29 protein-coding genes and 1 tRNA gene are annotated in these 25,710 nt (G+C 67.7%); 24 read left to right on the forward strand and 6 right to left on the reverse strand.

All coding sequences use genetic code 11. The features are described from left to right. Positions 1–13: 13 nt before the first annotated feature. Positions 14–1,789 carry an NAD+ synthase gene (locus ACQY5K_RS13800; protein WP_428116284.1) on the reverse strand — a complete coding sequence of 592 codons (1,776 nt, stop codon included), beginning with the start codon at positions 1,787–1,789 and terminating at the stop codon, positions 14–16. Positions 1,790–1,931: 142 nt separating this feature from the next. On the opposite strand from ACQY5K_RS13800, the gene ACQY5K_RS13805 reads away from it, so the two are divergent. Together ACQY5K_RS13805 and ACQY5K_RS13810 are read left to right on the forward strand one after the other, a co-directional pair. Then, on the forward strand, positions 1,932–2,882 hold the full coding sequence (locus ACQY5K_RS13805; RefSeq protein WP_428116287.1) for a sigma-70 family RNA polymerase sigma factor: 951 nt from the start codon (positions 1,932–1,934) through the stop codon (positions 2,880–2,882). Positions 2,883–2,928: 46 nt separating this feature from the next. Continuing rightward, a complete protein-coding gene (locus ACQY5K_RS13810) occupies positions 2,929–3,789 on the forward strand; it encodes a metallophosphoesterase family protein (RefSeq protein ID WP_428116290.1) in 861 nt (286 codons plus the stop codon). Between the two features lie 238 nt (positions 3,790–4,027). Here ACQY5K_RS13810 and ACQY5K_RS13815 read toward each other — a convergent pair. Beyond that, a tRNA-Sec gene (locus ACQY5K_RS13815) sits at positions 4,028–4,123 on the reverse strand. Positions 4,124–4,294: 171 nt separating this feature from the next. On the opposite strand from ACQY5K_RS13815, the gene ACQY5K_RS13820 reads away from it, so the two are divergent. The 9 genes from ACQY5K_RS13820 to tatA all read left to right on the forward strand — a co-directional run bounded on the left by ACQY5K_RS13820 (position 4,295) and on the right by tatA (position 9,186). Further along, entirely contained in the window at positions 4,295–4,927 is a 633-nt protein-coding gene (locus tag ACQY5K_RS13820) for a hypothetical protein (protein ID WP_428116292.1), read from the forward strand. Between the two features lie 10 nt (positions 4,928–4,937). Further along, complete coding sequence (locus tag ACQY5K_RS13825) at positions 4,938–6,053, forward strand: CpaF family protein (protein ID WP_428116295.1); 1,116 nt, start codon at positions 4,938–4,940, stop codon at positions 6,051–6,053. 69 nt (positions 6,054–6,122) lie between these two features. Further along, positions 6,123–6,767: a type II secretion system F family protein gene (locus ACQY5K_RS13830; protein ID WP_428116298.1), complete on the forward strand. Its 645-nt coding sequence runs from the start codon at positions 6,123–6,125 to the stop codon at positions 6,765–6,767. Next, positions 6,764–6,886 (forward strand): hypothetical protein, encoded by a 123-nt coding sequence (locus ACQY5K_RS13835; protein WP_428116301.1) that lies wholly within the window; start codon positions 6,764–6,766, stop codon positions 6,884–6,886. Before ACQY5K_RS13830 ends, ACQY5K_RS13835 begins: the two co-directional genes overlap by 4 nt. After that, on the forward strand, positions 6,883–7,530 hold the full coding sequence (locus ACQY5K_RS13840; RefSeq protein WP_428116303.1) for a type II secretion system F family protein: 648 nt from the start codon (positions 6,883–6,885) through the stop codon (positions 7,528–7,530). Before ACQY5K_RS13835 ends, ACQY5K_RS13840 begins: the two co-directional genes overlap by 4 nt. Positions 7,531–7,622: 92 nt before the next feature. Further along, the gene (locus ACQY5K_RS13845; RefSeq protein WP_428116306.1) at positions 7,623–7,910 is read left to right on the forward strand and encodes a hypothetical protein; all 288 of its coding nucleotides are present in this window, start codon (positions 7,623–7,625) and stop codon (positions 7,908–7,910) included. Next, positions 7,835–8,374, forward strand: a complete 540-nt coding sequence (locus ACQY5K_RS13850; protein WP_428116308.1) for a TadE family type IV pilus minor pilin — start codon at positions 7,835–7,837, stop codon at positions 8,372–8,374. The genes ACQY5K_RS13845 and ACQY5K_RS13850 overlap by 76 nt, the downstream gene beginning before the upstream one ends. A gap of 184 nt (positions 8,375–8,558) precedes the next feature. After that, complete coding sequence (locus ACQY5K_RS13855) at positions 8,559–8,837, forward strand: WhiB family transcriptional regulator (protein WP_419921715.1); 279 nt, start codon at positions 8,559–8,561, stop codon at positions 8,835–8,837. A gap of 151 nt (positions 8,838–8,988) precedes the next feature. Continuing rightward, complete coding sequence (gene tatA / locus ACQY5K_RS13860) at positions 8,989–9,186, forward strand: twin-arginine translocase TatA/TatE family subunit (RefSeq protein WP_419921716.1); 198 nt, start codon at positions 8,989–8,991, stop codon at positions 9,184–9,186. A gap of 78 nt (positions 9,187–9,264) precedes the next feature. On the opposite strand, the gene ACQY5K_RS13865 is transcribed toward tatA, so the two are convergent. Continuing rightward, complete coding sequence (locus tag ACQY5K_RS13865; protein WP_428116311.1) at positions 9,265–9,687, reverse strand: WhiB family transcriptional regulator; 423 nt, start codon at positions 9,685–9,687, stop codon at positions 9,265–9,267. Positions 9,688–9,854: 167 nt separating this feature from the next. Here ACQY5K_RS13865 and ACQY5K_RS13870 point away from each other — a divergent pair, with 167 nt between their 5' ends. From ACQY5K_RS13870 to ACQY5K_RS13910, 9 genes are all read left to right on the forward strand, one after another. Next, positions 9,855–10,139 (forward strand): hypothetical protein, encoded by a 285-nt coding sequence (locus ACQY5K_RS13870; RefSeq protein WP_428116314.1) that lies wholly within the window; start codon positions 9,855–9,857, stop codon positions 10,137–10,139. A 168-nt stretch (positions 10,140–10,307) separates the two neighbouring features. Beyond that, positions 10,308–11,327: a PstS family phosphate ABC transporter substrate-binding protein gene (locus ACQY5K_RS13875; RefSeq protein WP_428116316.1), complete on the forward strand. Its 1,020-nt coding sequence runs from the start codon at positions 10,308–10,310 to the stop codon at positions 11,325–11,327. Positions 11,328–11,477: 150 nt separating this feature from the next. After that, complete coding sequence (gene pstC / locus ACQY5K_RS13880; RefSeq protein WP_428116319.1) at positions 11,478–12,413, forward strand: phosphate ABC transporter permease subunit PstC; 936 nt, start codon at positions 11,478–11,480, stop codon at positions 12,411–12,413. A 139-nt stretch (positions 12,414–12,552) separates the two neighbouring features. After that, positions 12,553–13,491, forward strand: coding sequence for a phosphate ABC transporter permease PstA (gene pstA / locus ACQY5K_RS13885; protein ID WP_428116321.1), 939 nt, complete (start codon positions 12,553–12,555; stop codon positions 13,489–13,491). Between the two features lie 212 nt (positions 13,492–13,703). After that, a complete protein-coding gene (gene pstB / locus ACQY5K_RS13890; RefSeq protein WP_419923486.1) occupies positions 13,704–14,504 on the forward strand; it encodes a phosphate ABC transporter ATP-binding protein PstB in 801 nt (266 codons plus the stop codon). A gap of 31 nt (positions 14,505–14,535) precedes the next feature. Continuing rightward, positions 14,536–15,246, forward strand: coding sequence for a phosphate signaling complex protein PhoU (phoU, locus tag ACQY5K_RS13895; RefSeq protein ID WP_428116323.1), 711 nt, complete (start codon positions 14,536–14,538; stop codon positions 15,244–15,246). Then, positions 15,243–16,733 (forward strand): sensor histidine kinase, encoded by a 1,491-nt coding sequence (locus ACQY5K_RS13900; RefSeq protein WP_428116326.1) that lies wholly within the window; start codon positions 15,243–15,245, stop codon positions 16,731–16,733. Before phoU ends, ACQY5K_RS13900 begins: the two co-directional genes overlap by 4 nt. Continuing rightward, a complete protein-coding gene (locus ACQY5K_RS13905; protein WP_428116329.1) occupies positions 16,730–17,446 on the forward strand; it encodes a response regulator in 717 nt (238 codons plus the stop codon). Before ACQY5K_RS13900 ends, ACQY5K_RS13905 begins: the two co-directional genes overlap by 4 nt. A 72-nt stretch (positions 17,447–17,518) precedes the next feature. Then, positions 17,519–19,006 (forward strand): MFS transporter, encoded by a 1,488-nt coding sequence (locus ACQY5K_RS13910; protein ID WP_428116332.1) that lies wholly within the window; start codon positions 17,519–17,521, stop codon positions 19,004–19,006. Here ACQY5K_RS13910 and ACQY5K_RS13915 read toward each other — a convergent pair whose 3' ends face one another. Then, positions 19,007–20,203, reverse strand: coding sequence for a zinc-dependent metalloprotease (locus tag ACQY5K_RS13915; RefSeq protein ID WP_428116335.1), 1,197 nt, complete (start codon positions 20,201–20,203; stop codon positions 19,007–19,009). A gap of 46 nt (positions 20,204–20,249) precedes the next feature. Between ACQY5K_RS13915 and ACQY5K_RS13920 the strand changes: the two genes are divergently transcribed. From ACQY5K_RS13920 to ACQY5K_RS13935, 4 genes are all read left to right on the forward strand, one after another. Continuing rightward, a complete protein-coding gene (locus ACQY5K_RS13920) occupies positions 20,250–21,227 on the forward strand; it encodes an NAD-dependent epimerase/dehydratase family protein (RefSeq protein WP_428116337.1) in 978 nt (325 codons plus the stop codon). Beyond that, entirely contained in the window at positions 21,224–21,703 is a 480-nt protein-coding gene (locus ACQY5K_RS13925) for a molybdenum cofactor biosynthesis protein MoaE (protein ID WP_428116340.1), read from the forward strand. The genes ACQY5K_RS13920 and ACQY5K_RS13925 overlap by 4 nt, the downstream gene beginning before the upstream one ends. A gap of 771 nt (positions 21,704–22,474) precedes the next feature. Continuing rightward, positions 22,475–23,479, forward strand: coding sequence for a rod shape-determining protein (locus ACQY5K_RS13930; protein ID WP_428122699.1), 1,005 nt, complete (start codon positions 22,475–22,477; stop codon positions 23,477–23,479). A gap of 31 nt (positions 23,480–23,510) precedes the next feature. Then, entirely contained in the window at positions 23,511–24,791 is a 1,281-nt protein-coding gene (locus tag ACQY5K_RS13935; protein ID WP_428116343.1) for an ABC transporter substrate-binding protein, read from the forward strand. Here the strand turns inward: ACQY5K_RS13935 and ACQY5K_RS13940 are convergent. Both ACQY5K_RS13940 and ACQY5K_RS13945 read right to left on the reverse strand, forming a co-directional pair. Continuing rightward, on the reverse strand, positions 24,788–25,426 hold the full coding sequence (locus ACQY5K_RS13940) for a hypothetical protein (protein WP_428116345.1): 639 nt from the start codon (positions 25,424–25,426) through the stop codon (positions 24,788–24,790). The genes ACQY5K_RS13935 and ACQY5K_RS13940 overlap by 4 nt on opposite strands. 37 nt (positions 25,427–25,463) lie before the next feature. Next, positions 25,464–25,694 (reverse strand): hypothetical protein, encoded by a 231-nt coding sequence (locus ACQY5K_RS13945; RefSeq protein ID WP_428116348.1) that lies wholly within the window; start codon positions 25,692–25,694, stop codon positions 25,464–25,466. Between the last annotated feature and the right edge of the window lie 16 nt (positions 25,695–25,710).

Consider the following 25,710-nt stretch of genomic DNA (forward strand, 5'->3'; position numbering starts at 1 on the left):
GGCTGGGAAGCGCTCAGCGAAACAGGTTGGTGATCGGCATCCGCCGGTCTTTGCCGAAGCTCTTGGCTGAGATGCGCGGTCCCGGCGGCGACTGTCGGCGCTTGTACTCGGCGATGTCGACCAAGCGGGTCACCCGCTCGACGAGCTCGGCCGAGGCGCCATGCTTCGCGCCCACTTCCACGGCTTCAGCGACGGTGAGATCGCCTTCGACGTAGGCCTCCACGATGGGGTCCAGCAATTCATACGGCGGCAGGCTCTGGTCGTCGCGCTGGTCGGGCCGCAGCTCCGCCGACGGGGGCTTGGTGATGCACGCCCGCGGGATCCGTTCGCCGCCAGGCTGCCGGTTGCGCCACTCGCACAGCTCGTACACCAGCAGCTTCGGCACGTCGGAGATCACCGCGTACGCACCGGCGGTGTCCCCATACAGCGTGGTGTAGCCCACGGAGGTCTCGGTCTTGTTGCCCGTGGTCAGCACCAGCCAGCCGAATCGGTTGGACAGTGCCATCAGCGCCACGCCGCGGATACGGCTCTGGATGTTCTGATCCGCGAGGCCCGCAGCCGCCTCATCGTCGCTGCCAGGCTCGGGTTCGGGCGCCGCACCGGCAAGCATGCCCCCCAGCGCAGCGTGAGCCGATTCGATCGGCATGGTCCGGAAGTCGATACCGAGGTTGGCCGCCAGAACCGCCGCATCGCTGCGCGAGCCATCGCTGGAGTAGCGCGACGGCATCGACACGCCATGGGTGTGCTCGGCACCCAGCGCGTCGGTTGCGATCGCCGCCACGGCGCTCGAGTCGATGCCTCCCGAGAGTCCGATCACCACCTCGCTGAATCCGTTCTTGCGCACGTAGTCACGTGTCGCGGTGACCAGCGCCTGCCACACCTCAGCGAGCGGGGCGAGCCGACTCGACAGCACGTTGACAGCACCGTCGCGCGTCCTCGTGACGCGCCCCGGACGCGCCGGTGTGCCGCCGTTGCTCACCTCGACGTCGCAGACGGCCACCTGTTCCGCAAACGCAGGCAGCCGGCACACAACCTCGCCGGCGGCGTCAGTCACGAACGAGCTGCCGTCAAAGATCAATTCGTCCTGACCGCCCACCTGGTTCACGTAGACAACGGGGACACCCAGCGTCGACGCGCGGGTCCGCGCGATGGCTTCCCGGTCGGTCTGCTTGCCGCGCCGGTACGGCGAGCCGTTCAGGTTCACCAGCAGCTGCGCCCCCATCGCCACCTGCGCGAGCGCCGGGCTGGTATCTGCCGCGCTGCCGACGGCCGACGGCAGGCCACCGTCGTGGGCGGGCGCGTCGGCCGTGAGCGGAGGCCCCCAGAGGTCCTCGCACACCGAGACACCCACGCTGACGCTGTCGATCTGCATCAACGGCCCGGCCGCTGTTCCCGCCAGGAAGTAGCGCTGCTCGTCGAACACGGCGTAGTTCGGCAGCAAGTGCTTGCGAAACACCCCGCGTACTTCGCCGCCCAAGCACATCGCGGCGGAGTTCCACAACCGCACCGGCCCGGTCTGTCCACTGTCCTCAGGAAAGCCCACCACCGACGGCACCTCGCCTGTGTGCCGCGCGATCTCCCCAAGCACCCGCGCTGCGCCCTTCACGAACGCAGGCTTGAGCAGCAAGTCCTCGGGCGGGTACCCCGTGACCGTCAGCTCGCTGAACACCACCACCTGCGCACCCAGCCCCACAGCCTCGTCGTACGCCGCCCGGATCATCTCGGCGTTCCCGTCAAGGTCCCCCAACCAAAGGTTCAACTGCGCCAGCCCCACACGCAAATGCCCCATCAGCTCACCTTAGAGATGCAAGGTCGCGCGGAGGCAACAGCCGAAGTCGTGGATACGCTGCCACCTCACCGGGGGAAACACGCAGTGACTGCCGGATTCACTGCCGTATTCACAGCAGCGAAACGACCAGCGAGGTGGCGGGGTGGCCAAAGAGAGGGTCGAACGTGACGAGGAAGATCTCGTCCGGCTGTACCTGACCGACATCGGCCAGTATCCCCTGCTCACCAAGGACGACGAAGTCCGGCTTGCCCAGCAGATCGAGAAGGGCCTCGCCGCCAAGGAATCCCTCGAGGGCGGTCCCAACGGAGACGCCTCCAACATCAGCTCCACGCAGCGCCGCCGCCTGATGCGCATCCAGCGTGAGGGGACGCGTGCCGAGAAAACGTTCGTGCAGTCGAACCTGCGCTTGGTGGTGTCGATCGCGAAGAAGTATCAAGCGTCGGGGCTGCCCTTGCTGGATCTCATCCAGGAAGGGAATCTCGGGCTCATGCACGCGGTCGAGAAGTTCGACTGGCGCAAGGGCTTCAAGTTCTCCACCTATGCAACGTGGTGGATTCGCCAGGCGATCACGCGCGGCATCGCCAACACCGGCCGGACGATCCGGCTGCCCGTGCACGCCGGCGACACGCTGGCCCGCTTGCAGAAGGCGCGTTCGCGCCTCGAGCTGAAGTACGGCCGGCCGGCGACGCTCGGCGAGTTGGCAATCGAAGTCGACATGCCCGAGCTGAAGGTCACCGAGGCGCTGCGGTTCGCCGCCGAGCCGCTGTCGCTGTCAGAGCCGCTGCGCGAGGACAGCGACGCCGAGCTGGGCGATGTGGTTGAAGATCGCGCGGCCGAGTCGCCGTTCGAGGCTGCTGCGACAACGCTGCTGCCCAGCGAGATCGTGCGTCTGCTGTCGCCGCTGGACGAGCGCGAGCGCGAGATCCTCAAGCTCCGCTACGGACTCGATCGGGGCGAGCCTCGCACGCTCGAAGAGGTCGGCGAGCACTTCCAGCTCACCCGCGAGCGCATTCGTCAGATCGAAGCGCGGGCGATGTCGAAGCTGCGCCATCCCAGCACCGATACGGGCGCACGCGACCTGCTGTCGGTGTAAGCGCGGTCGTAACAAGATCTGGGTCACTCGACGAGGAGCGTCGCCGGTGCCTGTTGTCACTGACGTCAGCGATCTCGCCGCAGCGGTGCCAGGCGACAGCTCACTCGTGCTGCTGTGCGGCGATGTCCACGGCAATGCCGAGGTGGCCGCTCGTGCGTCAGCAACAGCTGTGTCGGGGGGTTGCGGCGTGGTGCTCCAGGTCGGGGACTTGGGCTGGCGGCCAGGCGATGAGCGCAGCGCCGAGATGTGTGCTGCGGTGTCGGACGGCGGGGTTCCGTGGGTCTTCGTCGACGGCAACCACGAGCACTTGGGCGATCTGGCCGCGCGCGCTGCGCCGCATCGTGGCGGTGGCTCACAAGATCCCGACCCTGACGGGCTGTGGGGGCCCGCCGCGCCGCTGCAGATCGCGCCGCTGCTGTGGTGGGCGGCGCGCGGCGCGCGGTGGCGATGGGCCGGCGTTGCGTTCGGCGCTTTGGGCGGTGCGTGGTCACCCGGCTGGCATTACCGCCGGCGCGGCCTGCACTGGTTTGTGCGCGAGACGATCAGCCGCCGCGACCTTGCCGCACTTGGCGACGAGCCGCTCGACGTGCTTGTGTCTCACGACGTGCCGAGCGGCGTGCTGACCGTCGAGGGCTCGAACTTCGCCCGGACGGGCGACTCCCACATCGGCGCGGCCAACGCTGTGCAGGTTCGAACCGCAGCGCTGCGCACCGGTGCCCGCATCGTCGTGCACGGGCACTGGCATCACCGCCACACCTCAGAGCTGGCTGCTTCGGGCAACGAACGGCCCCCGCCGACCCGCGTGGAGGGTCTGGCCGCGAACGCAGAGCCCGGCAGCCTGGCGGTGCTCGACCCGGCAACGCTCTCGGTGGAAACCGTGCGTATGCCCGCAGCAATACAGGCCTGAGAGCACCCTCAGGCCTCGAACGCGGCAGTTGGCCCAGCGCTCGGTGATGCGCGGCGGTCGGCTCAGGCTTCCGTCAGGCGACGGACGACGACGACAATCAGCGCGCCGACGATCACGGCGAGCAGCAACTTCTTCATTGAGCAGCGTCCTCTTTGATACATGGGCCGACGGCATCGGCAGGCCGAATGCTAGGCGCGGTTGGCATCGACTCCGCACGCATTTTCGATCATGAGAAAGATGGCGGAGGTGGACGGGAATCGAACCCGCCGGACGGGGATCGCCCGTCCCGCCCGCTTTGAAGGCGGGGGAGCCCACCAGGCGCTCAGACACCTCCGCCGGTCATCATTGCCCAACACCCGCCCCGATGCCAATTCACGCTCGATGCGCCGCGCGCTCGTGTGACGCAGGCCATCGCGAAAACCAGTTGATCGCAATAGGAGGCATGGGCCAAAGTCACTGTCCATCGAATTGTTTGAGTCATTCTCAATGAACATCGGGGAGCTTCATGATCTATGCTTACGTAGGTGCGAAGGGTGGCGTCGGCAATACGGTGACCGCCCTGCTGGCGGCCAACAGCGCCAAGCGCGCCGGCCGTGATGTCGTGCTGGTGGATCTCACCGGCGACCTCGGCGTCGTGCTGGGAACGTCGCCGAGCCTCCCCGGCGTCGCCGAGTGGACCGCAGCCAGCGAACTCTCGCTGGGTGCTGCCTCGGCGCTGTCGGTGGACATCTCGCCCGGAGTGAGCCTGCTGCCGCGCGGCACCGGCGACATCGACGCCGCTCGTTTGGGAACGCTGTGGTCGCTGCTGGGAGGCAAGCCACGGGTCAACATCGTGGACGCAGGCAGCGGCCGCACGGCGCTTGAGCGCGTTGCCGGATCACGGGTGCGCCGCCTGCTCACCATGACGTGCTGCTACCAAGCACTGCATCGTGCCCGCGAGCTTGTGGCTGACGTCGACGACGTTGTCGTTCTGACCGACACCCAGCGAGCCCTCGGTCTCGCCGACATCGAAGCAGCCCTCGGCCGCAATGCCGATGCGGTGGTGGCGATGGACCGCTCCATTTCTCGCTGGGCCGACGCCGGTTTGCTGCTGGACCGCTGTGCGAAGTCGGCGCGGTCGCTGGACAGTCTCCTGTGAGCCGGCTCCTGTGAACCGGGTTGCGCGCGCCGCCGCCCGCCACCCGTCGCGCCGGCCGTTCGTCGAGGAGATCCACGAGCAGTTCCTGCCCGCGGCGGCACCGCTCGCCCGCGACATCGCCGCTGCTGTGGACACCGCTGCACCGCTGCTCGATCGAACCCACGCAGCCGAACTCGTGTCCGAGGTGCTGGCCCGCCTGTCGGGAATCGGGCCGCTGGCCGAGATCTGGGCCGACGACGAGGTCTCCGAGGTGATGATCAACGGTGCTGGTCCGGTGATGATCGAGCGTCGCGGCAGCCTCTCGGTCGCCGGTCGGGTCAGTGCGGCCGAGGTTCATCGTCTCGTGGAATACCTGCTGGGCCCGACCGGGCGCCGTGTGGACCGGCGCTCGCCCATGGTGGACGTGCGCCTCGACGACCGCACCCGTTGCCACATCGCCGTCCCGCCGGTGGCGGTAGATGGCCCATACATCACGCTGCGCCGCTTTCCCGCCGAGGTGCGCTCGCTCGACGAGCTGGCGCACCGCGCCGATGCTGGGTGTCTGCGCCGGCTCGTCGCGGAGCGCGCGAACCTCATCGTGTTCGGCCCGACCAGTACTGGCAAGACGTCGCTGCTTGCGAGCCTGATGGCCGCTGTCGCTGACAACGAGCGCTTGGTGGTGGTGGAGGAAGCCGCCGAGCTGCCGCGACTCAGCCCCGGGATGGCGCGCCTTGAGGGGCAGCCGCCGAACGTGGACGGCGTCGGCGCGGTGACGATGGCCGAACTCGTCGTCACGGCGCTGCGCATGCGGCCCGATCGTCTCGTGGTCGGCGAGGTACGCGGGCCTGAAGCGGCGGCGTTGCTGCAAGCGCTGACAACCGGTCACCGCGGCTCGGTGTCGACGTTGCACGCGGACGATCCCGCGCACGCGCTGTGGCGGTTGGAACAGCTCGCACGCGCCGGGGGTGCGCTGGGCGATGTCGGTGCGCACATTGCGTCGGTGGTGGACGTGCTGGTGCACATGCGCCGGTGCTCCGACGGCCGCCGCTGTGTCGCTGCGATCTACGAAGTCGAAGCTGACGGTTCGCAACGGCGCGTCCGCAACATGGCGCCGGAGGGGTCTGGGGTGCTGTCGGCGGCGAGCTGACGCCCGCAGCGCAGCCGTGGCTTGTGTCGTGCCGATAGCCCAGAAGGAGACGAGTGCCGAGGGAGAAGAATGATGGTCGGGCTGATAGTGCTTGTGGCGCTCGTCGGCGTCGTCACCTCACCGTGGGCTCGTGGTGTGCTGGCACGTCACCGGCGCTTGCGCGCGGAACGCGCTGGTGTGGCTGCGCGTTCGGAGCAGATGGGCGACTACTGCGCGACCGTGTCGCGCCGCATCGGAGGCGGCGACACGTTGTTGCAGGCGCTGCGTTCCGCGGCGGGTTCGGGACCGATGTCGGCACCGGTGGGCCGAGTGACTGCCGAGCACGAGCGCGGCGTCACGCTGAGTCGCGCGGTGCACCGTTGGGCCGCACACGAGCAGACCTCCGAGGCGGCGCTGCTCTCGACCGCTGTAGCGCTGGCGTCCGATCGCGTCGGGGCTCGGCCCCAGCTGTTCGATCATGTCGCGGCGACGGTGCGCGCGAGGGCCGATGTCGCCGCCGAAGCACGGGTCCACGCAGCGCAGGCGCGGGCTTCGGTGTGGGTGGTTGCGGCGCTCCCGTGGACGGTGGGGCTGTTCCTGCTGGCCGAGGGCGGCGCTGCGGCACGAGTGTTGACGTCGACGCCCCTGGGCTGGATCTGTGCCGGCGTTGCGGCCGTGCTCGAGCTGGTGGGTATCACCTGGATGCGCTGGCTGGTTGCCCGCTCGCTGAGATGAAGGGCACCCCCAACGACGCCGCCGCCACCTCGTCGAACGCTGGGGCTGAACCGACCGCGATCGCCGGCACGTCGGCGGTGGCCGTCACCTCGTCGAACGCTGGGGCTGAGCGCTCATGATTCTGGACAGCGTTGTGCTGACGAATCCCGTCGTCGTGGGATTGCTTGCCGCGGCTGCGCTGTGCTGGATGGGCTGGCTCACCGCGCCCGATCCGGCACGGCGTCGAACAGCGTTGCTTGTCCCGGTGCCGTCCAGAACCTCCACTGAACCTCCCGAACACAATTCACGTGGTCTGCTGAGCCGGCGTCAGAATCCGGCGCCTGGTCCCGATCATGTGGCAGCCGAGCTGCCGGGCCTTGTCGAGGTGATGAGTGTCGCAGTGGCCTCGGGCCTGTCCATCACCGCCTCGCTACAACTCGCGCTGGGCCACCACGATGGCGGGACGGCAACCGGGCGCTGGCTGGCTGCGCTGACGTCGGGACCCCGTCCTGTTGATGAGGCACTGGACGAATTCGGTGCCTCCTGTGGCGCTCGCGCTCGGGCCTTCGCCTCTGCGGTCACCGGCTCGATGCGAGCCGGCGTGCCCCTGGCTGCAGAACTGGACCGCCTCCAGCGCGAGCTGCGAGACGACGTGCGCCGACGTCTCGAACGGCGAGTCCGACGGTTGCCGGTGCTCCTGCTCTTTCCGCTGGTGTTTTGCGTGCTGCCCGCACTGGGCCTGATCGCCATCGTGCCAGTGCTCGCAGCGGCTTTCGGGGGCTGAGGCCCCGCCGTAACTGGGATGCGACCCATCGCCCATCTCAACCGAATTGTCTCAACCGAATTGTCTCAACCGAACAACTGCAAGGAGTCCACATGAACATCCACCCGGCCTTCCACGAGGCCGCCCAGCCGACCATTCATCGGACGACCCGCCGGAGTATCCGCCGCGCCGCTCTGGTTCATCGGTCGGGGCCGGTGCGCCGCACGCATCGCCTGCAGCCGACGGCCGATGAGTCCGGCCAGACAACGGCCGAGTACGCCCTGCTCACCGGCGCCATCGCGCTGGTGGTGGCCGCCGTCACGGCGTGGGCGACCACCACCGGCAAGATCGGCCGTCTGCTCGACTCGGTCTTCAACTACCTGGTGAAGGCGGTGTCCTGAGCGCGCACGCCCCTACTGGAGGGGCCGCGGGCGCGGAGGTCTCCAGCGCGCAGGGCCCCAGCTGGGCGTCCGCGGCACCGGAGGGTACAAGCCGCACCGAGCACGCGCAGGCCACGGTCGAGTTCGCGCTGCTGCTGCCGTTTCTGGTGCTGCTGCTGATGTGCGTCGTGCAGACAGCACTGGTCGCGCGCGATGCCGTGCTGGTCTCCCACGCGGCCCGGGTCGGTGCGCGCATCGCCGCCGTGGACCCGTCAGCCGATGCGGTTCGGGACGCCGTCGTCGAAGCGACGCCGCTCGACCCCTCGCGCCTGCAAATCTCCCGCCGAACTGAGGGAGAACTGGTGCGTGTCACAGTCCACTACCAGGCGCCGACTGAGGTGCCGCTCGCCGGCACGCTCGTCGGCGATGTGCATCTGTGGGAGTCCGTGGCGATGTGGAGCGAGCTCCCGGCCGTCACCCACTAGGCCCCTCGTTCAAGAATTGCCGCTTGCGCATGTCTCACCCATGAGGTTCAATTGCAACTCACAGGTATGTAATTACATATAGCGAATCTCAACGGACACGTGAGCGACCCCAGGCAACAGCCCGCACCGAGGGCGATTGCATCACCGGCGAGCGCACGGGTTGACGAAATGCCGGGGAGGACCAATGGCATTCGTAACGGAAGATGCGGTCGAAGCACCGCCGGGAAACTGGTGGGACCACGCCAACTGCCTCGGGGTCGACCCGGATTTATTCTTTCCCGAACGCGGCGCGAGCACACGTGAGGCCAAAGGGGTGTGCCGCGGCTGCATCGTCAAAGACGATTGCTTGGAATACGCGATTGGCAACAGCGAGAAGTTCGGCATCTGGGGCGGCATGAGCGAGCGCGAGCGCCGCCGTGTCCGGCGCCAGCGGGCACTGACTCGTCGGGCTGCTGCTGGCTGAGTAGCTCTGCCGGTTTGGGCTCTGGTTCGTCGGGCTGCTGCTGGCTGAGTAGCTCTGCCGGTTTGGGCTCTGGTTCGTCGGGCTGCTGCTGGCTGAGTAGCTCTGCCGGTGCGGGTACAGGCCGGTGGGCCGCACTGGTACGCTCGCGAACGTGCTGGGATACACCGTTGGCCCGACCGAGCTGATCATCGTCCTCGTGATCGTGCTGGTGCTCTTCGGCGGCGCCAAGCTCCCGAAGCTGGCACGTTCGCTCGGCCAGGCACAGCGCGAGTTCCGAGAGGGCGTCTCCGAGGTCGAGAAGGCCGCCGGCAACGGCTCATCAGGCGACAGCAAGCCCTCCACGTCCTAAGGCGCCCGTCTGTGGCGCTGGTCTGCGGCGCTGGTCTGCGGCGCCGCTGGGAGGAGCGTCGTGCGATGCGCCGACGGTTCAGGCGGCGTTGGATGCATTGCCAGCACGACGGCGGTCTCGCAGGATCCGGCGACGCTGCCGCTCCGAGGTGCCGCCCCACACGCCATGGGTGATGTTGTTGGCGAGTGCGTATTCACGGCACGGTTCGCTGACAGGGCACTCACGGCAGATCCGCTGAGCAGCAATCACGCCGGCCCCATCGCTGGGAAAGAACACATTTGGATCAGTGTCGGCGCACTTTCGCTGCGTCACCCAAGCGGCTGCCCGGCTCTCCGAGCCCGGACTGTGCTGCGGTTCTCCGCAGTCAATGGTGACCGGGGTGACCCGAACCGAAGCAGGCTCTCCCGAGGTGGGTCGCCGCCCGCCCGACGGGATCGAGCCGGCCAGCAGTGCCGGGAGGCCTTCGGTGAGGCTTCCGTTCACAAGAGCGTTGTCGTACATCGCCATCATGAGAACTAACGCTCGAATCGCGCCGACGGTTCCCTGAAGAGCGATTTTTCACCGGACTCTTATCTCAGCCATCGAGGACGTGCCGCGAGTGATCCGCGCGAGAACTGCCCCGTTAGCCTGCGGGCGCAGCAAGCGGCAGATATTCCCCGAGGAGTCCCGTGACCGACATCGCGCCCGCAGCCGAATACGTTCCCCCTGAGGTCGGCATTCGCATCGTGTATCTGGGTCCTGTGGCGCCCCACTGGGAGGTCGAAGGGCTCTACGGAGACCTGGCGGCCGTCGACGAATTCCGGCGCCGGACCAACGCCCGACTGCAGCTGCTTCCGCCCCACGATCCGCAGTTCCGCCGCAACCGCGAACGCGTCGTTCGCGACGCCGAACGCGAGAACTACGAGCTGCGCTGGGACCTCGGAATGCCCGAGGAAGAAGACGAGGCGATCTAGGCCGCCATTTCGGTCTCCGCGGAAGCCCTCATCGCGTTCACGGGTTGTTTACGGCATCCGTTCCGGTCGTTCACCGTCAGCCACCGTCGATGTCACCGGGTCTGCGTAACGTTCGCGACGACGATGCGAAACCCTCTCTTGTCATCGCGCCGCGGCACGAAGCTGGTCGTGGCGCTGCTTGCTGCATTCGCTCTGTTCGCTGCCGCGTGCGGCTCAAGCGGCGACGACACGTCAGGCAGCGAAACCGCCAATGACACAGCGTCGAGCAGCGGATCGATCAACATCACCGGATCGTCCACAGTCGAGCCGGTCATCAACCTGATCGCTGAGGCCTTCGCGGCCAAGAACCCGAACGTCGCCTTGTCAGTGGCCGGCCCGGGTTCAGGTGACGGTCACAAGGCCGCGTGTGCCGGCGAGGTTCCGATCTGGAACAGCTCACGCCAGATAAAGGACGCCGAAGCCGAATGTCTCGCTGAGGCCGGCATCGAGTTCATCGAGCTGCGCGTGGGCATCGACGGCATCTCGGTTATCACCGCTGCGGACAATGACACGGTCGACTGCCTGAACTTCGCCGACCTGTACAGCCTGATCGGGGTCGAGGCCACTGGCTATGAGACCTGGGCAGACGCCAACACGCTCAACGCCGACGCGGGCGGCACCGGGCCGTTCACCGGCGGCGCACTCGAGATCTTCGCTCCAGGCGAAGAGTCGGGCACCTTCGACAGCTTCATCGAGATCGCTCTCGACGACGTGTGGGAAGGCCGCGCCGAAGGCGGCCACGCCGATCCTGACTTCGCCGTGCGTCCCGACTACAACGCCTCCGCCAATGACAACGTGATCATCGACGGCATCGCCGGCAACCAGTACAGCCTCGGCTGGGTCGGCTTCGCCTTCGCCGATGAGAACCGCGACAAAGTGAGGCTGCTCGACATCGACGGCGGCGACGGCTGCGTCTCCCCGACTCCCGCAACGATTGCTTCGGCCGAGTTCCCGATCAGCCGCTTCCTCTACACCTATGTCGACGTGTCCCGGGCGTCAGACCCCGCAGTGCAGGCGTTCGTGGACTTCATGCTGAGCGACGACGGGCAGCCGTACGTGATCGAGGCCGGCTACGTAAACCTGTCCGACGCCGACCTGGCCCAGGCCCGCTCCAACTGGGAGAACCGCACTGCCGGCCGCACCTTCTAGTGGACCGGCGGCGGGATCAGGCCCTGCGCAGTGAAGCCACCTGTCTCCCGTGCGGTGGCGTCGCCCGCCGATAGACACCTCGACCAGACCTGTGACCACTAGAAAGTCGGCACGCAGATAGTCGGCACGGTCTGCCAAGGAAACGAACACATGAGCCCGACTCCGGCCAGCACCTTGAGCACCGTCGATCTGCGGACGTCACCGGGTCGCCGGGCACGCTCGGCCGTTGCTCGCTGGATGTTTCTGCTCGCTGCCGCCGCCACCGTGCTGGTGAGTGCGCTCATCATCTGGACGGTCGCCTCCGAGGCGTGGACATTCATCAGCCAAGTCGTCTTCGACAAGCTGACCGACATCGGCTGGTTCCCCCGCCGCGGCCTGTTCGACCTCAGCACGCTGCTGGTCAACTCGGCGCAGATCTCGGTGATCGCCATGGCGGTGGCCGTGCCGTCGGGCTTCGGCTCGGCGATCTACCTCTCTGAGTACGCACACCCCCGTGTGCGGCGGGTGATGAAGCCCACGCTTGAGCTGCTGGCCAGCGTGCCCAGCGTGGTGCTGGGCGTGTTCGCCATCAGCTTCATCACCCCATCGCTCCTCAGCCAATTCTGGAGCGAGATCAACTTCTTCAACAAGCTGGCTGCGGGCATCGCTGTCGGGCTGCTCGTCATCCCGCTCATCGCCTCCATCGCCGAGGATGCGCTGCGGGCGGTGCCGGCGTCCTTGCGCGAAGCCTCCGCGGGGCTCGGCGCCCGCAGGATCACCACTTCGATCCGGGTGGTGCTGCCCGCGGCGATGTCGGGCCTCATGGCGGCCACCATCGTGGGCTTCAGCCGTGCGATCGGCGAGACGATGGTCGTCACGATCGCGTCGGGCGGCGGGGACACATCGTTGTTCAACCTCAGCCTGTTCGAATCGGGCGGCACCATAACTTCGGCGATGGCCTCGCTGGGTCTGGGCACCGACCAGGTGGCCGGCAACGATCTGGCGTTCCAGAGCCTCTACTTCTTGGGCGCCCTGCTGTTCGTCATCACGCTGGGCCTGAACATGATCGGCGACCAGATCGTTCGCCGCCTGCGGGAGAAGTACTGATGCGTGCCGTAGGGGCCGTAGGGGCCGCAAGTTTCGCAGGAGCCGCGGGGGTCGCACGGGCCGCAGCGGCCACACGGGTCGCACGGACTGCAGGGGTTGCACCGGTCGCACGGGCCGCACGAGCTACGGGATCGCCGTCATGACCGTGCTGACGACACCGGCGGGAATCGCCACCAGCGCGGCGGACACGCTGCGGCGACGTCCCGGCGCAGATCTGGCCGGCAGCGCGTTCAGGTGGCTGCTCATTGGTGCCACCGTGTTCGCGACCGGGTTCCTTGCGGTGCTGCTCGGCGTCATGATCGTCGACGGCTGGGACGTGCTCGCCGGCAACCTCGGCTACTTCCTCACGCACGGCTTCTCGCAACGCTCGGCCACCGACGCCGGTGTCTGGCAGGGCATCATCGGCAGCCTGCAGGTGGCGCTGGTCACGGGCGTGTTCGCGATTCCGATCGGCATCGCCACCGCCATCTACCTCGTCGAGTACGCGGAAGGCTCGCGCTTCGCCCGGCTCGTCGAGCTGAACATCCGCAACCTGGCCGGTGTGCCCTCCATCGTGTACGGCCTGCTGGGCCTCGCGGTGTTCGTCAAGACGCTCAGCGGCTTCACCCAGGGCAAGACAGTGATCGCGGGCGGCATGACGCTGGCCGCAATGGTGCTTCCGATCGTGGTGATCACTTCGGTCGAGGCGCTCAAGGCCGTGCCGTCGTCGCTGCGCGAGGCCGCATACGGTGTGGGGGCTACCAAATGGGAGGTTCTCTCACGCCAAGTCCTGCCCGCAGCGATGTCCACGATTCTCACCGGCACCGTGCTGTCGCTGGCGCGCGCTCTGGGCGAGGCCGCTCCGCTGATCCTGGTGGGTGCCGCGACGGGATTCATCAGCTTCGGTGACGCCAACGTCGCAGAGACCTTCACCGGCCCGTACACCGCACTGCCGGTGCTGATCTTCAACTTCGCCCAACAGCCGGGTTCCGATTGGGGAACGAACGCAGCCGCGGCCAGCGTCGTCATCCTGGTGCTCGTGCTGATGGTGAACGGCGTGGCCATCTACCTCCGTAACCGATTTGAGAAGCAGTGGTGAGTTCGAACGGCAACGCTGAACCGAACCCGACAGGTGGTGGCTCGGTGACTCCCGACAAGACCCTGATGGCCGAACAGCGTGTGACCGAACAGCGTGTGGCCGAACAGCGTGTGGCCGAACAGCGTGTGACCGAACAGCGTGTGACCGAACAGCGTGAGCAGGTGCCTGTGAGCCGGGCGCGCATCGACGTGAGCGCGGTCGCCAACGCAGCGATGACCGGAACACGCCCAGACGCGAACACTGTGTTCGAGTGCTCTGGCGTCGACGTCTACTACAGCGATTTCCGGGCGCTGGGGGACGTGACGCTCGATGTGGCCGAGCACGAGGTGACGGCGCTCATCGGCCCGTCCGGCTGCGGCAAGACAACCTTCCTGCGGTGCTTCAACCGCATGAACGACCTCATCGAGGGCGCCCGAGTCGAGGGCACCGTCAACTACCACGGCGTCGACCTGTACCAGGCCGAGGTCGATCCGGTGGAAGTCCGGCGCCGCATCGGCATGGTCTTCCAGAAGCCGAACCCGTTCCCCAAGTCGATCTACGACAACATCGCCTATGGGCCGCGGCTCGCCGGTGCTCGCAAGTCGACGCTCGATGACATCATCGAGCGGTCGCTCACCCGAGCGGCGCTGTGGGATGAGGTGAAGGATCGCCTCAAGTCGTCGGCCTACGGGCTGTCCGGCGGCCAGCAGCAGCGGCTGTGCATCGCGCGGGCAATTGCGGTTGAGCCCGATGTGGTGCTGATGGACGAGCCCTGCTCGGCGCTCGACCCGATCGCCTCCGGGCGCATCGAAGAACTCATAGCTGAGCTCAAGACCGACTACACCATTGTCATCGTGACGCACAACATGCAGCAGGCTGCTCGCATCAGCGACATGACGGCGTTCTTCTCAATTCAGATCAACGAACTCGGGACCCGCACCGGCGAACTCGTCGAGTTCGCACCGACCAGCCATATCTTCACCAACCCCGACGATCAGCGCACCGAGGCATACATCACCGGCCGCGTCGGCTAGCGGTGCTTGGCCTCGTCGCCGGCATTTCACCATGACCGAAGAAGTCCGAACCGAATTCCATCAGCTGATGGACGAAGTTCGTGCCGACCTCGTCCAGATGGGCGGAATGGTGATCGAGGGCATCTCGGCGGTGACCGCCGCGTTGTTGACGGGCGACATCGCCAGCGCCGACCAGATCATCGCCGCCGACGACGAGATGGACCTGCTCAGCCTCGAAGCCGAGGAGAAGTGCGTTGAGCTGCTGGCGCTCCAGCAGCCGGTGGCGGTCGATCTGCGCACCATCCTCACCGACCTGCGGATGATCTCCGAGATCGAGCGCAGCGGCGACTTGGTGACCAACATCGCCAAGGCCATCAGCCGGATTCATGGGGTTGAGCTGGAGCCGCGGGTGCGCGGGTTCATCGACCGCATGCGCCAACAGGCGGTGCGGCTCACCACGATGACCATGGATGCGTACTCCGACCGTGACGCTGGTCTGGCCGCGGTGATCGGCGACGTGGACGATGTCCTCGACGACTTGCACAACGAGTACCTCGATGCGGTGTTCGACTCTCGCAACGATCACAAGATCACGACCCAGCAGGCGGTGCAGCTCGCCGTCGTGGGTCGCTTCTACGAACGCATCGGCGACCATGCGGTCAACATGGCTCAGCGAGTCGAGTTCCTCGTGACGGGCCAGATGCCCGAGCACCTCGGCGCCAACCGGGCGCGCGCCCGACGGGAGCAGGACGAGAGCCAGTGATCGCTGCGCTGGCAGGGTTGGCCTTGGCCGTCGCTGGCATCGCTGTCGTTGTCGTGATGCACCTGCGGGCGCGCAATTCGACCGCCGAGCGACTCGGCCGGATCGCTCACCGGTTAGATCACGCGAGCCACGACGTGGACCAGGGCGACCGCAGCCTCCAGGACTGGATCGGCTATCTCGAGTCGGTGGCCACCACGGCGGCCATGAACGCGAACCTGGCCGATCGCGACCGGGCGCGCTGGCAGCTGGCCGTGAACGAGCTCACCGTTGGCGTGGTGCTCGTCGACGAGGACGGCGCGGTGTGCGCCTCGAACGCGCTGGCCGACGAGATGCTGGGGGCTCGTGATGCCATGGCGCTGGTCGGCGCAGCGGTGACGCAGTTGCTTGACGCCGCGAGCGCTGGGCACAGCCGCACACGCACGGTCAAGCTGACCGGTCCGCCTCCCCGGGTGATTGAGGTCAGTGCCCATCCGGTGTCGGGCACCCAGCACGCGTTGGGTGCTGTGGCGGTTATCGCGGACCGCACCGAGGGAGCGCGAGTCGACGATGTGCGGCGCGACTTCGTGGCGAATCTCAGTCACGAACTGCGTACGCCGGTGGGCGCGATTTCCCTGCTGGCCGAGACGCTGGCCGAAGAGGACGACCAGAGCGTGCGTACCCGGCTCGTCGACCGCATCGGCACCGAAGCTGATCGGGTGCGTCACATCACCGACGATCTGCTCGAGCTGAGCCGTGTCGAGATGGAGGGCTTGATACGGCAGGAGCCGGTGCCCGTGGTGCCGTTGCTGTGCGAGGTGGCGCAGCAGTACTCCGAGCACGCTCGCGAGCGCGGCGTCGAGCTGGTTCGGCCGACTGGCGTAGCTGGTGCTGGTGCCGATGCCGATGCCGATGCTGGTGCCGATGCTGCCGATGCCGATGCCGATGCCGGCGACCAGATCACGCTGCACGCCGACCGAGGCCAACTGTTTCGGGCCGTGGGCAACTTGGTCGACAACGCCATCAAGTACAGCGATCCCGGTTCGAAGGTGCGATTGAGCGTTGCCCGCGGAAACGACGTTGAACCGCCGACGTGGCTCACTAGCGAGGACGTTCCGGCGACGCGCATTCCTGTTGCGGATTCGTCGCGCTCGCCGTCGGAATCCGGCACGCCCATCGAGGAGTGGGTCGACATCGTGGTGGCTGACGAGGGCATCGGCATTCCTGGCGACGAGACCGAGCGGGTGTTCGAGCGCTTTTACCGGGTGGACAAGGCGCGGGCTCGGGCCACCGGGGGCACCGGACTCGGGCTCAGCATCGTGCGCCACGTGGTTGCGAACCATGGCGGCGCGGTAGTGCTGCAATCCAGCGAGGGATTGGGCACGACGTTCACGTTGAGGTTCCCGGCGCTGCAAGACCCGGCGCCGGTGGCTTCGGTGCCGGATGACTCGGTACCGCAAGCTCCGACGCCCGACATCGAATCCTCTTCGACAGCGCAGGTACGCCGATGACGACTTCGGTACTGGTAGTGGATGACGAGCCGTCGTTCACTGAGGCACTCATGGTCGGGCTGCGCCGCGAGGGCTTCGAGGTGCGCACGGCGGCCGACGGACACGCGGCGCTTGCCGAGATCAACGAATCCGAGCCCGATCTGGTGCTGCTCGACGTGATGCTGCCCGGCATGTCCGGCCTGGACGTCTGCCGGGAGATCCGCAAGACGTCACGTGTGCCGCTCATCATGGTGACGGCCCGTGCCGAGGAGATCGACGCCGTCGTGGGCTTGGAGGTGGGCGCCGACGATTACGTGGCCAAGCCGTACCGGCTGCGCGAGCTTGTGGCCCGCATCCGAGCGGTGTTGCGCCGGGCATCGGGTCAGCCGGACGAACCCGACGGCGACGTCTCGAGCCTGTCCGAAGGCGAGGTGTCGCTCGACATCGACCGGCACGAGCTGCGCGTGCGCGGCGAGCTGGTCACGCTGGCGCTCAAGGAATTCGAGCTGCTCGCCTACCTGCTCTCCAACGCCGGCCGGGTCGTCACCCGCGACAGCCTCATGGCGAACGTGTGGGGCTACAGCTACGTCGGCGACACCAAGACGATCGATGTGCATGTGAAGCGCCTGCGGGCCAAGATCGAGGACGACCCGTCCAATCCGCAGCGCATCACCACCATCCGGGGTTTGGGCTACCGGTACGAGCGGACTGCACCCCAAACCGAGGACGCCTGATCTGGATCACTCAAGCACCACACCGGGGCGTGGTCTTCTGGTGTGCGTGCAGGCCGAGTTGAGCGTGAGCTGATGCAGCCGTTTACCTGGCTTGCTCGCACGCACCTGCTGTCGGCGGCTGGGGATGCGCTGATCGCGATCGCACTGGCCGGATCGCTGTTCTTCAACCTCGATCCTGCGGCGGCGCGTCCCAAGGTGGCGTTGTACTTGATCGTGACCATGGCGCCGTTTGCGCTGGTCGGGCCCCTGATCGGGCCGCTCGTGGATCGCAGCCGGGGTGGGCGGCGCGGCATGATCATCGGCGCCGGAGTGGCCCGGGCAGTGTTGGCGCTGCTGATGGTGCGCCATCTCAACTCGCTGCTGCTGTTTCCTGAGGCCTTCGGCGCGCTGGTGGCGGGCAAGACGTATCACGTCGCGAAGAGCGCGGTGGTGCCGGGATTGGTGCGCGAACAGTCCGACTTGGTGGAGGCCAATTCCAAGCTGATGCTGCTGAGCGGGCTTGGGGGTGCGATTGCTGCGGGCCCGGGACTGCTGCTGAGCCTTATCTCGTCGCGTTGGGTGCTGGTGCTGGCGTCGGTGGTATTCGTGCTGATGACGTTCCCGGCTGCCCGGCTGCCGCGCCAGGCGATCCGGCCGCCGCGACTGCCGCGTCGGGAGGCGGAACGGCCGGGCGGACACCGCCACGACTTCGGACGGCCGGCGCAGGGCGTCGAGTGGCAGGCCGAGACGGGTCAACCGTGGGACCCGTCGTACGACTCGCCGCTGGCCGAACCATACGACCCGGGCTACCGCGACCCGCATGAGCCGGGCTATGGCGACCAGCCGCTGGCCGACCCGCACGGCCGGGGCGTTGATCCTGGAGCAGGCCGCGGCCGGCCTCCCCAACACTTCGGGGCCGAATCGGGTGCCGTCGAGCCGGAGGTGCGGCGGGGAGCGATGCTGCTGGCAGGCTCGGCGATGGGCGTCGTTCGGGCCATGACCGGTTTCACGCTGTTCCTGATCGCGTTCTGGCTTCGGGCCGATGATGCGGCGCCGTGGTGGTTCGGGTTCATGTTCACCGCGAGCGCCCTCGGGCAACTCGCTGGTGCAGTGCTGGCGCCGCCGCTGCGCCGTCGTGTGCGCGAGGAAGCGCTGCTCGTGAGCGTGCTGAGCCTCGCCGCAGCAGTGTCGTTGTTCGTGGCGACCGCCGGCGACCGAGTCTCAGTGCTCGGGTTGGCCATGGTGATCGGGTTCATGTCGTCGATGGGGAAGCTCTGCTTCGACGCGATCGTGCAGCGCGACGAGCTGCCTGCGGATCACGGCCGTGCATTCGCCCGGTTCGAGACGCGCTTCCAGCTGATGTGGGTGATCGGCGCTCTGGTGCCGGTGATCGCCCCGAACGGCATCCTGCCGCTGCGTGCCGGCGTCACGTTGCTGGGCGTGGCGGCGACGGCGGCGGTGTTCCTGTACGCCGGGGGGCTGTGGGCGCTGGCCCGGGGCCGCCGGACGCCGTCCGAGGTGATCGCTACCCGGATGAAGACGAGGGTGAACACCCGGAGGCGCCGCCATCGGGACGGTTGATCAGGGCTGCTCGATGTCGATGCGGGCGAGCCAGAGGCCTGGCGCGAGCATGTCATTCGGCGTCGGCAGCGCTTTCTGCGTCTCCCACATGTGGGCGAGGCTCTCGCGGCCGGCTCGCTCGATCACACCGGCGACGAACGCTCGGCCCTTGTGACGGGCGTCGGGGCTGATGCGCACGCCGAGCAGTCGATCGGCGAATTCTTCGCCTTTCGCCGCGACCTGACGGCGCCGGAGCGCTTCGCGCAACGCCGGGAAGCCGCCGATGAGCCGCGATCCTGCCTGCTCGATGACGTCGTCCACGTAGGCCACCAGCACGCTGAGCAGTGTTTCGAGCCGGGCGACGGTCTCGGACTGTGCGTCGTCGCGTGACACGCCCAGCAGCAGCTCGGGATTGCCGAATATCTGCTGCAGCTGCCGGTGCATTTGGTCGGTCGATTCGGGGGTGGACAGGTCCAATGAGGTCATGTCGAGCGCGTCGAGCGACGCCAGCTCTTCGAGGCTGCGGACGCTGCGATGGAAGCCGTCGACGTAGTCGTGCAGCAAGCCGTCGAGCTCGGCGTGGACCCCGGGGACCGACAGCACCGAGTGCATGGCGTGCTCGCGGATGGCGACCCACAGCGTGACGTCGTCGACTTCGAGGCTCCATTCGAGCGCGAAGTCGGTGATGTTGGACGGGATGATCCGGATCACGTCGTGCCAGCGGGGCACGGCGAGGTCCGAATTTCCCAATGCCCGGGTGGCGAGTTGGCCGGCCATCATGCCGGCGCTCATCGCCACCATCATGGGGCTGATCATGCGCAGCAGGCCCTCGAAGGGATCCAGGCTGGGCGTTCCGGTGTCCTCGCCGGCCGACAGCCGGTCGGCAAGCCGGTCCATCAGCGGGCGGATGGCGTCGACGGCGTCGTTGGCCCACATGGAGCGGGTGACCGGGTCGGTGCGAGGGGGGCGGCCGTCGGTGGTGGGATCGAGGCCGGTGACGTTGGCGACGTGCAGCTCGGCAACCCGGACGATCTCGCCGAGCCGGTGCCGCTGGACGGGGTCCACGTTGGGCTCGGACCGGCCGCCGGTTGCGAGATGGACCGCTGTCTGGCGGGCGCCGTCCCAGCGAGTCTCGCTCCCGCTGCCGAGGATCGAGGCGATGTCGCCGAGGAACGGGATGCCTGAGAAGGGGTTTGTGTCGTCGTCATCGTCAGCCACATCGAAATGGTACGGCTGAGGGCGTCGGCTGGGGCATCGTAGACAGATGAGCGGCGTGCGGAATGGGGCTTCTGGGACCGCGGTCTCGGGCGCTGGCGGCGTCATCGGCACACATGTGCTGCGGCGGCTCGAAGCCACGTTCGACGATGTCTGCGATCTCGATGTCGAGCAACGCGGGCTGGGCGGCTCGCAGGTGCTGGTACATCTGCGGTTGACGCGTGACACGTCCTCGGAGCGATTGCGCCGTCTGCTGTCGGCGACGGACGACGTTCGGCACCTGACACTGGTGTCGAGCGCCAGCGTGTACGGGGCGTGGCCGAATCACCCGACGCCGATCTCTGAGGACGTGCCGGTGCGGCCCAATTCGGAGGCGGCCTTCGCCGTTCGTCACGCGGACGCCGAGCGCAGAGTGCTGGAGTGGCGTGATGGCGGTTCGCCCGACGGCGGGGAACGGACTGCGGCGATTCTGCGGCCGGCGCCGGTGGTGTCGAGCGGAGTCGGCGGGCCGATCGGCGAGGCGATGCTGGCTGCGGCACCGATTCGCACCGGCAGTGACGATCCGCCGGTGCAGTTCTTGCACGTGGACGATCTGGCTGCGGCGGTGGTGCTGGCGACGCAGCAGCGGCTCTCGGGCGTGTTCAACGTGGCGCCCGACGGCTGGCTGGCTCCCGGCGAGCTGCGCGATCTGCTGGGGGCGCGGCCCAAGATCCGTGTCCCGCTGCCGCTGCCCGAGCGGCTGGATCGCTATGTGGCGCGCCGGGTGGGGCACACGGCGCCCGAGGGCATGCTTGCGTACACCCGGTACAGCTGGGTGGTGGCCAACGATCGGCTGCGGTCGGTGGGCTGGGAACCCCGGTACAGCAGTGCGCAGGCGTTCGTGATTGCGGACACGGGCATGCCGTGGGACGACCTCAATGCTCGCCAGCGCCAGTACGCCACGCTGATCGGTGCTGGGGCCGCGATGGCCGCTGGAGGCTGGGCTGCTGTGGCCTGGCTCCGGCGCTCCTACGCTTTGAAGTCATGACTGCGCCGCGCGGATCCATCTGGGTCGAGCTGACGGCTGAGGAGTTGCCGATTGCGGCCGTCTATGACTGGGCGACTGATCCGAGCGCGGGGGCCGTTGTGCTGTTCTCGGGTACGGTGCGGAACCACGCCGAGAACCGCACGGGCGTCAGCCAGCTCACCTACGAGGCCTACGAAGAGCATGTGGTGCCGCGGTTCGCCGACATCGTGGCAGAGATGCGGCGGCGGTGGCCCACGATGGTGAAGGCCGCGTTGCTGCATCGGGTGGGGACGCTGGAGCTCGCCGAGAGCTCGGTGGTGGTGGCCGTGTCGGCGCCGCATCGGGGCGAGGCGTTCGAGGCCGCCCGTTTCGGCATCGACACGCTGAAGGCGACCGTGCCGATCTGGAAGCAGGAAGTACACGACGGCGGGAAGGACTGGGGTCTGCGGTCCCAGCCGATCTCGCAGGTACCCGGCTCGCAGGCGTCCTGCACATGAGTCCGCTGTTGTTTCTTGCGATTGCGGTGGTGGTGCCGATTCTCGGGATGCTCGTGCTGGGGATTGGCGCTCGAATGAAGCACCAGCGGGTGACCGACGACGAGATCGAGCCGTTCCGTCGCCGGCTCGCCAACCTTGCACCGAAGAGCCCGCAAGACGGCCCAGGAGGACCGCCAGGCATCTGGAGGAAGATTCGACCTGGCCGCAGCGGCGCTCCGGATCACGGCGCGGCTGAAGCGGCAGTGACTGGCGCGGGCGCCTCGGGGGCCGTCGGCGGTGTGGACGCCCCGCCAGAGCCCAGCACGGGCAGAGCCGCCCGAAAGCAAGCGAGGAAGGCGAAGAGCCGCAGATCGCGCCGTCGCGAGTCGCAACCGGTTGGGACAGATACGGACGCAGGGCTCGCCGACGCCCCCCCGGCCAGCATTCGGCTGATCGAGCGAGGATCGTTCCCCCCGCCTCTCAGGCCGTTCAGCCTCGAGACCGACGAACCACACGAGGTTCCTCCCGCTCGAGTCAGCAGGAGCGCCTCTGGCAGTGGTGGTGTGTCGGCTCGTGGTCGAGGTGGTGCTCCCGGCGGTAGTGCGGCCCGGGACCATCAGTCAACGGAAATGAACTCAAGCACCGGAGCGGAGCGTCCCCCAGAATCCAGCCGGTTCATCGGCTTGGTTCGTCTCGTGGAGGCCCGGCGGGCCGATCTCTCCATTGTCGAGGACAAACCCAAGCGCGCTGTTCCTCGTTCTCGTCAGCGTCCACGCAACCAGAGGCGTCCCCCTGTCTCGTGACCTGGCGATCGATCTCGGCACCGCGAACACGCTGGTGTACGAGCGGGGACGCGGCATCGTGTTCAACGAGCCGTCTGTGATCGCGCTCAACGAGCGGACCGGCGAGGTGCTGGCGGTCGGCCTCGAAGCGTGGCAGATGATCGGGCGCACCCCCAGCTCCATCATCGCGGCGCGGCCTCTCCGCAACGGCGCGATCACCGATTTCGACGTCACTCAGCGCATGATCCGATTGATCCTCCAAGGCGTCGGGGTGGGTCGCTTCGGCCGAACTCGCGTCGCCGTGTGCGTGCCGTCGCTGATCACGCCCGTGGAACGCCGAGCCGTCATCGAGGCCGCCCGCCGCGCCGGAGCATCAGACGTGCGCCTGATCGAGCAGCCGATAGCTGCGGCCATCGGCTCGGGCCTGCCGATCCACGAGCCCACCGGGTCGATGGTCATCGACGTCGGCGGTGGCACCGCGGAGATCGCAATGGTGTCCCTCGGAGGAATGGTGTCGCTCAAGGCTGTCCGGGTCGGCTCGTTCGACTTCGACGCCGCATTGATGAGCTACATCCGCCGCATTCACGGCATCGCCATCGGCGAGCGCACGGCTGAGGAGCTGAAGATCAGCATCGGCTCGGCCTGGCCCGTCGACGACAGATTTGATGCTGAAGTGAAGGGCCGCGACCTGACCACAGGTCTGCCGCGCACGTTCCTCATCACACCGACCGAGGTGCGCACAGCGTTGGCTGACACGGTGGAGGTCATCGTGGGTGCTGTGCTGGAGTGCCTCAGCGAGGCACCTCCCGAGCTCGCGCAGGACCTCATTCATGTCGGTGCGCTGATGGTCGGCGGCGGTTCACTGCTGCAAGGCTTGGATCAGCGAATCGCCAGTGAGATGCATGTACCGGTCCTGCGGGCGGAAACGCCGCTCGAGACGGTTGTCCTCGGCGCCGGTCGGGCGCTCGAGAACTTTGACGCGCTGAACGCATCGCACACGATCCCAGGTCGATAGCTGAGCCGCCGGGCTCTGGCGTGTCGCCGAAGTGAAGATCGGCTCGTTGCGACGACTTGCGCTCGGCGTGCTGGCTGCTGTGTTTGCGGCCGCAGGGTGTTCGGGGGCGCCGGAGAAATCGCCGCCTCCGACGCCGGTGCCCGAACCCGATCCAGTGATCGGCTTCGACGTCGGGACGCTGCGGCTGGGCGTGCTGGTGGATCTGTCGGGGCCCGCAGCCCGAGCTGACCGTGCGGCTCTCGCCGGAGTCGAGGCCTACTGGGACGCCGTCAATGCACGGGGCGGACTGGGTCGCCGCTATGAGGTCGAACTCACTGTCGTCGATCACGCCAGCATGCGGCTTGACGCTCGACGGGGCTTGATCGAGTTCCGGGATTCAGTGGCGGCGCTCGCCTACGTAAGCGACGTCGTGGAGTTCGGCGTCGAGCCGTATCCCGTGGTGGCTGCCACCGCGACGCTGCGTGACGAACGGCGTGAGGGCGTGCTCACCTTCGCCACGCCGATCGAGCTGACGACGGTGGCGCTGCTGGAGCAGTACCGCACGGCTGGGCTCGGTGCCATCTGGTGCGTCATCGTGGATGGCTCCCCGCTGGGGCGCCGGGTCGCTTTGGCGGCGCGGGCGTGGAGCGGTGCCGGACCCGTCGTCGATCCGCCGATGCTCGACCTCGACGTGGAGGACATCGAGGTGGTCGATCTCGATGCGTCGGTCGTGGATATCGCTGACGCGGTTGCGCACCGGCAATGTCCTCACGTGCTCGTCGAGGTTGCCGAGTCGCGGGCAGCCGATGTGCTCGAAGTGCTGCCGCCGGGTTTGGCGGTCGTACGCCGAGCGGCACTGGCCGCTGATGTGACGCTGCCCGACGCTGTCGAGCTGCTGATCGATCCGGGGCCGCCGTGGACGCTGGGCGCATCGGGCGTGATGGACGGGTTCATTGAGGCCTGGGCAGCGTTGGATGCCGATCCAGCGGTTGCGATGACGCCCGATGTCCGGACGCGTCTGGGCTGGATGTCGCAACTGCGACTGCATGCGTTGCTGGAAGCCGCTGTCGCGCAGAGCGACCTCAGCCGCGACCGGCTAGTGGAGCTGGCAGCGGGGATCGATCCCGTTGACTTTGACGGCAGCACGCAGCCGGGGTTGCCGCGTGTCGGCATGGACATCGGCGAACCGGTCGGCGGTGGGCCGTTGCGGACGTTGCGGCTGTACGGGCGCAGCGAGATCGGCGGCGATGAGCGCGGTTTGCTTCAAGTGCTGGCCGAGGACGTGTCGGATTTGATGTTCGAATTGCGGGCTCGCCTCGACGCCGCGCGTTAGCGGACGGGCACGCCGAGAAGTTCGCCGGCGACGGCGCGGACTTGGCGATCGTTGTCCTCGAGTGCGGCCGCCACGGCGGCTTCGGCGCTCTCGTCGGCGAATTGGTGGAGACCCAACAGCGCGCGCCGTCGGACCTGGGGCCGGTCGTCCATCGCAGCGAGCAGAACTTCGAGTGCCGCAGCTCGCGCCGGGTGGTGACGTGGTTCGCCTTCGTCGTCGTTGTCCAGTCCGGCGGCGATGGCTCCGAGGGCGGCGATGGCGCTTTCTCGACACAACGGGTCGTCGTGGCCGGTGGCGACTTGGCACAGCTCGCTGACGGGCGTCGCGTCCCAGTCGCGTTCACCGAGCGCTGTCGCTGCTGCCTCCACGATCGATGGGTCCTCGTCGGCGAGCAGGTGAACGAGCGGAATGTCCGGTGGCGCCAGCTCGACGGCCCGCCAGCGCACTTGCGTCGCCGGATCCCGCAGCGCCGTCAAGACGTGCGCAGCCGTCAGAGCCTTGCAGCGCGCCAGCGCACCGAGCGCTGCAGCCCGAACGGACGGGTCCTCGTCGGCCAGCAGCTGTTCCGCCCCAGCGTCGTCGCCGCGGTGCCCAGCCATCACCGCGTCGAGCCGGCGCGCGTAGGTGTTGTTCATCTGGTGGTCGCGTCGGGCCAGCGGGTGTCGGTGTCGTTCATCCGATGACGGCTTCGAGCACGAGCGCACCGATTGCGGCGGCGATGACCACGATTGCGACAAGCGCAGCGGCGCAGATCGCGGTGAACGCCCCCAGGCCAATGACAGCGACCAGCCTGCGCCATAACGCCGTCGGTTTGTACGGCCAACTTTTCACCTGCCCAATATGCACGATCCGCCGCCCCAATCCGCGAGCAACCGGTTCGCGGTTGGCCGCGGCGGGCTTCATGGCACGCTGTGCGCCT

Origin of the sequence: Candidatus Poriferisodalis sp. (genome assembly GCF_965262965.1) — a bacterium.
Classification (GTDB): domain Bacteria; phylum Actinomycetota; class Acidimicrobiia; order Acidimicrobiales; family Poriferisodalaceae; genus Poriferisodalis.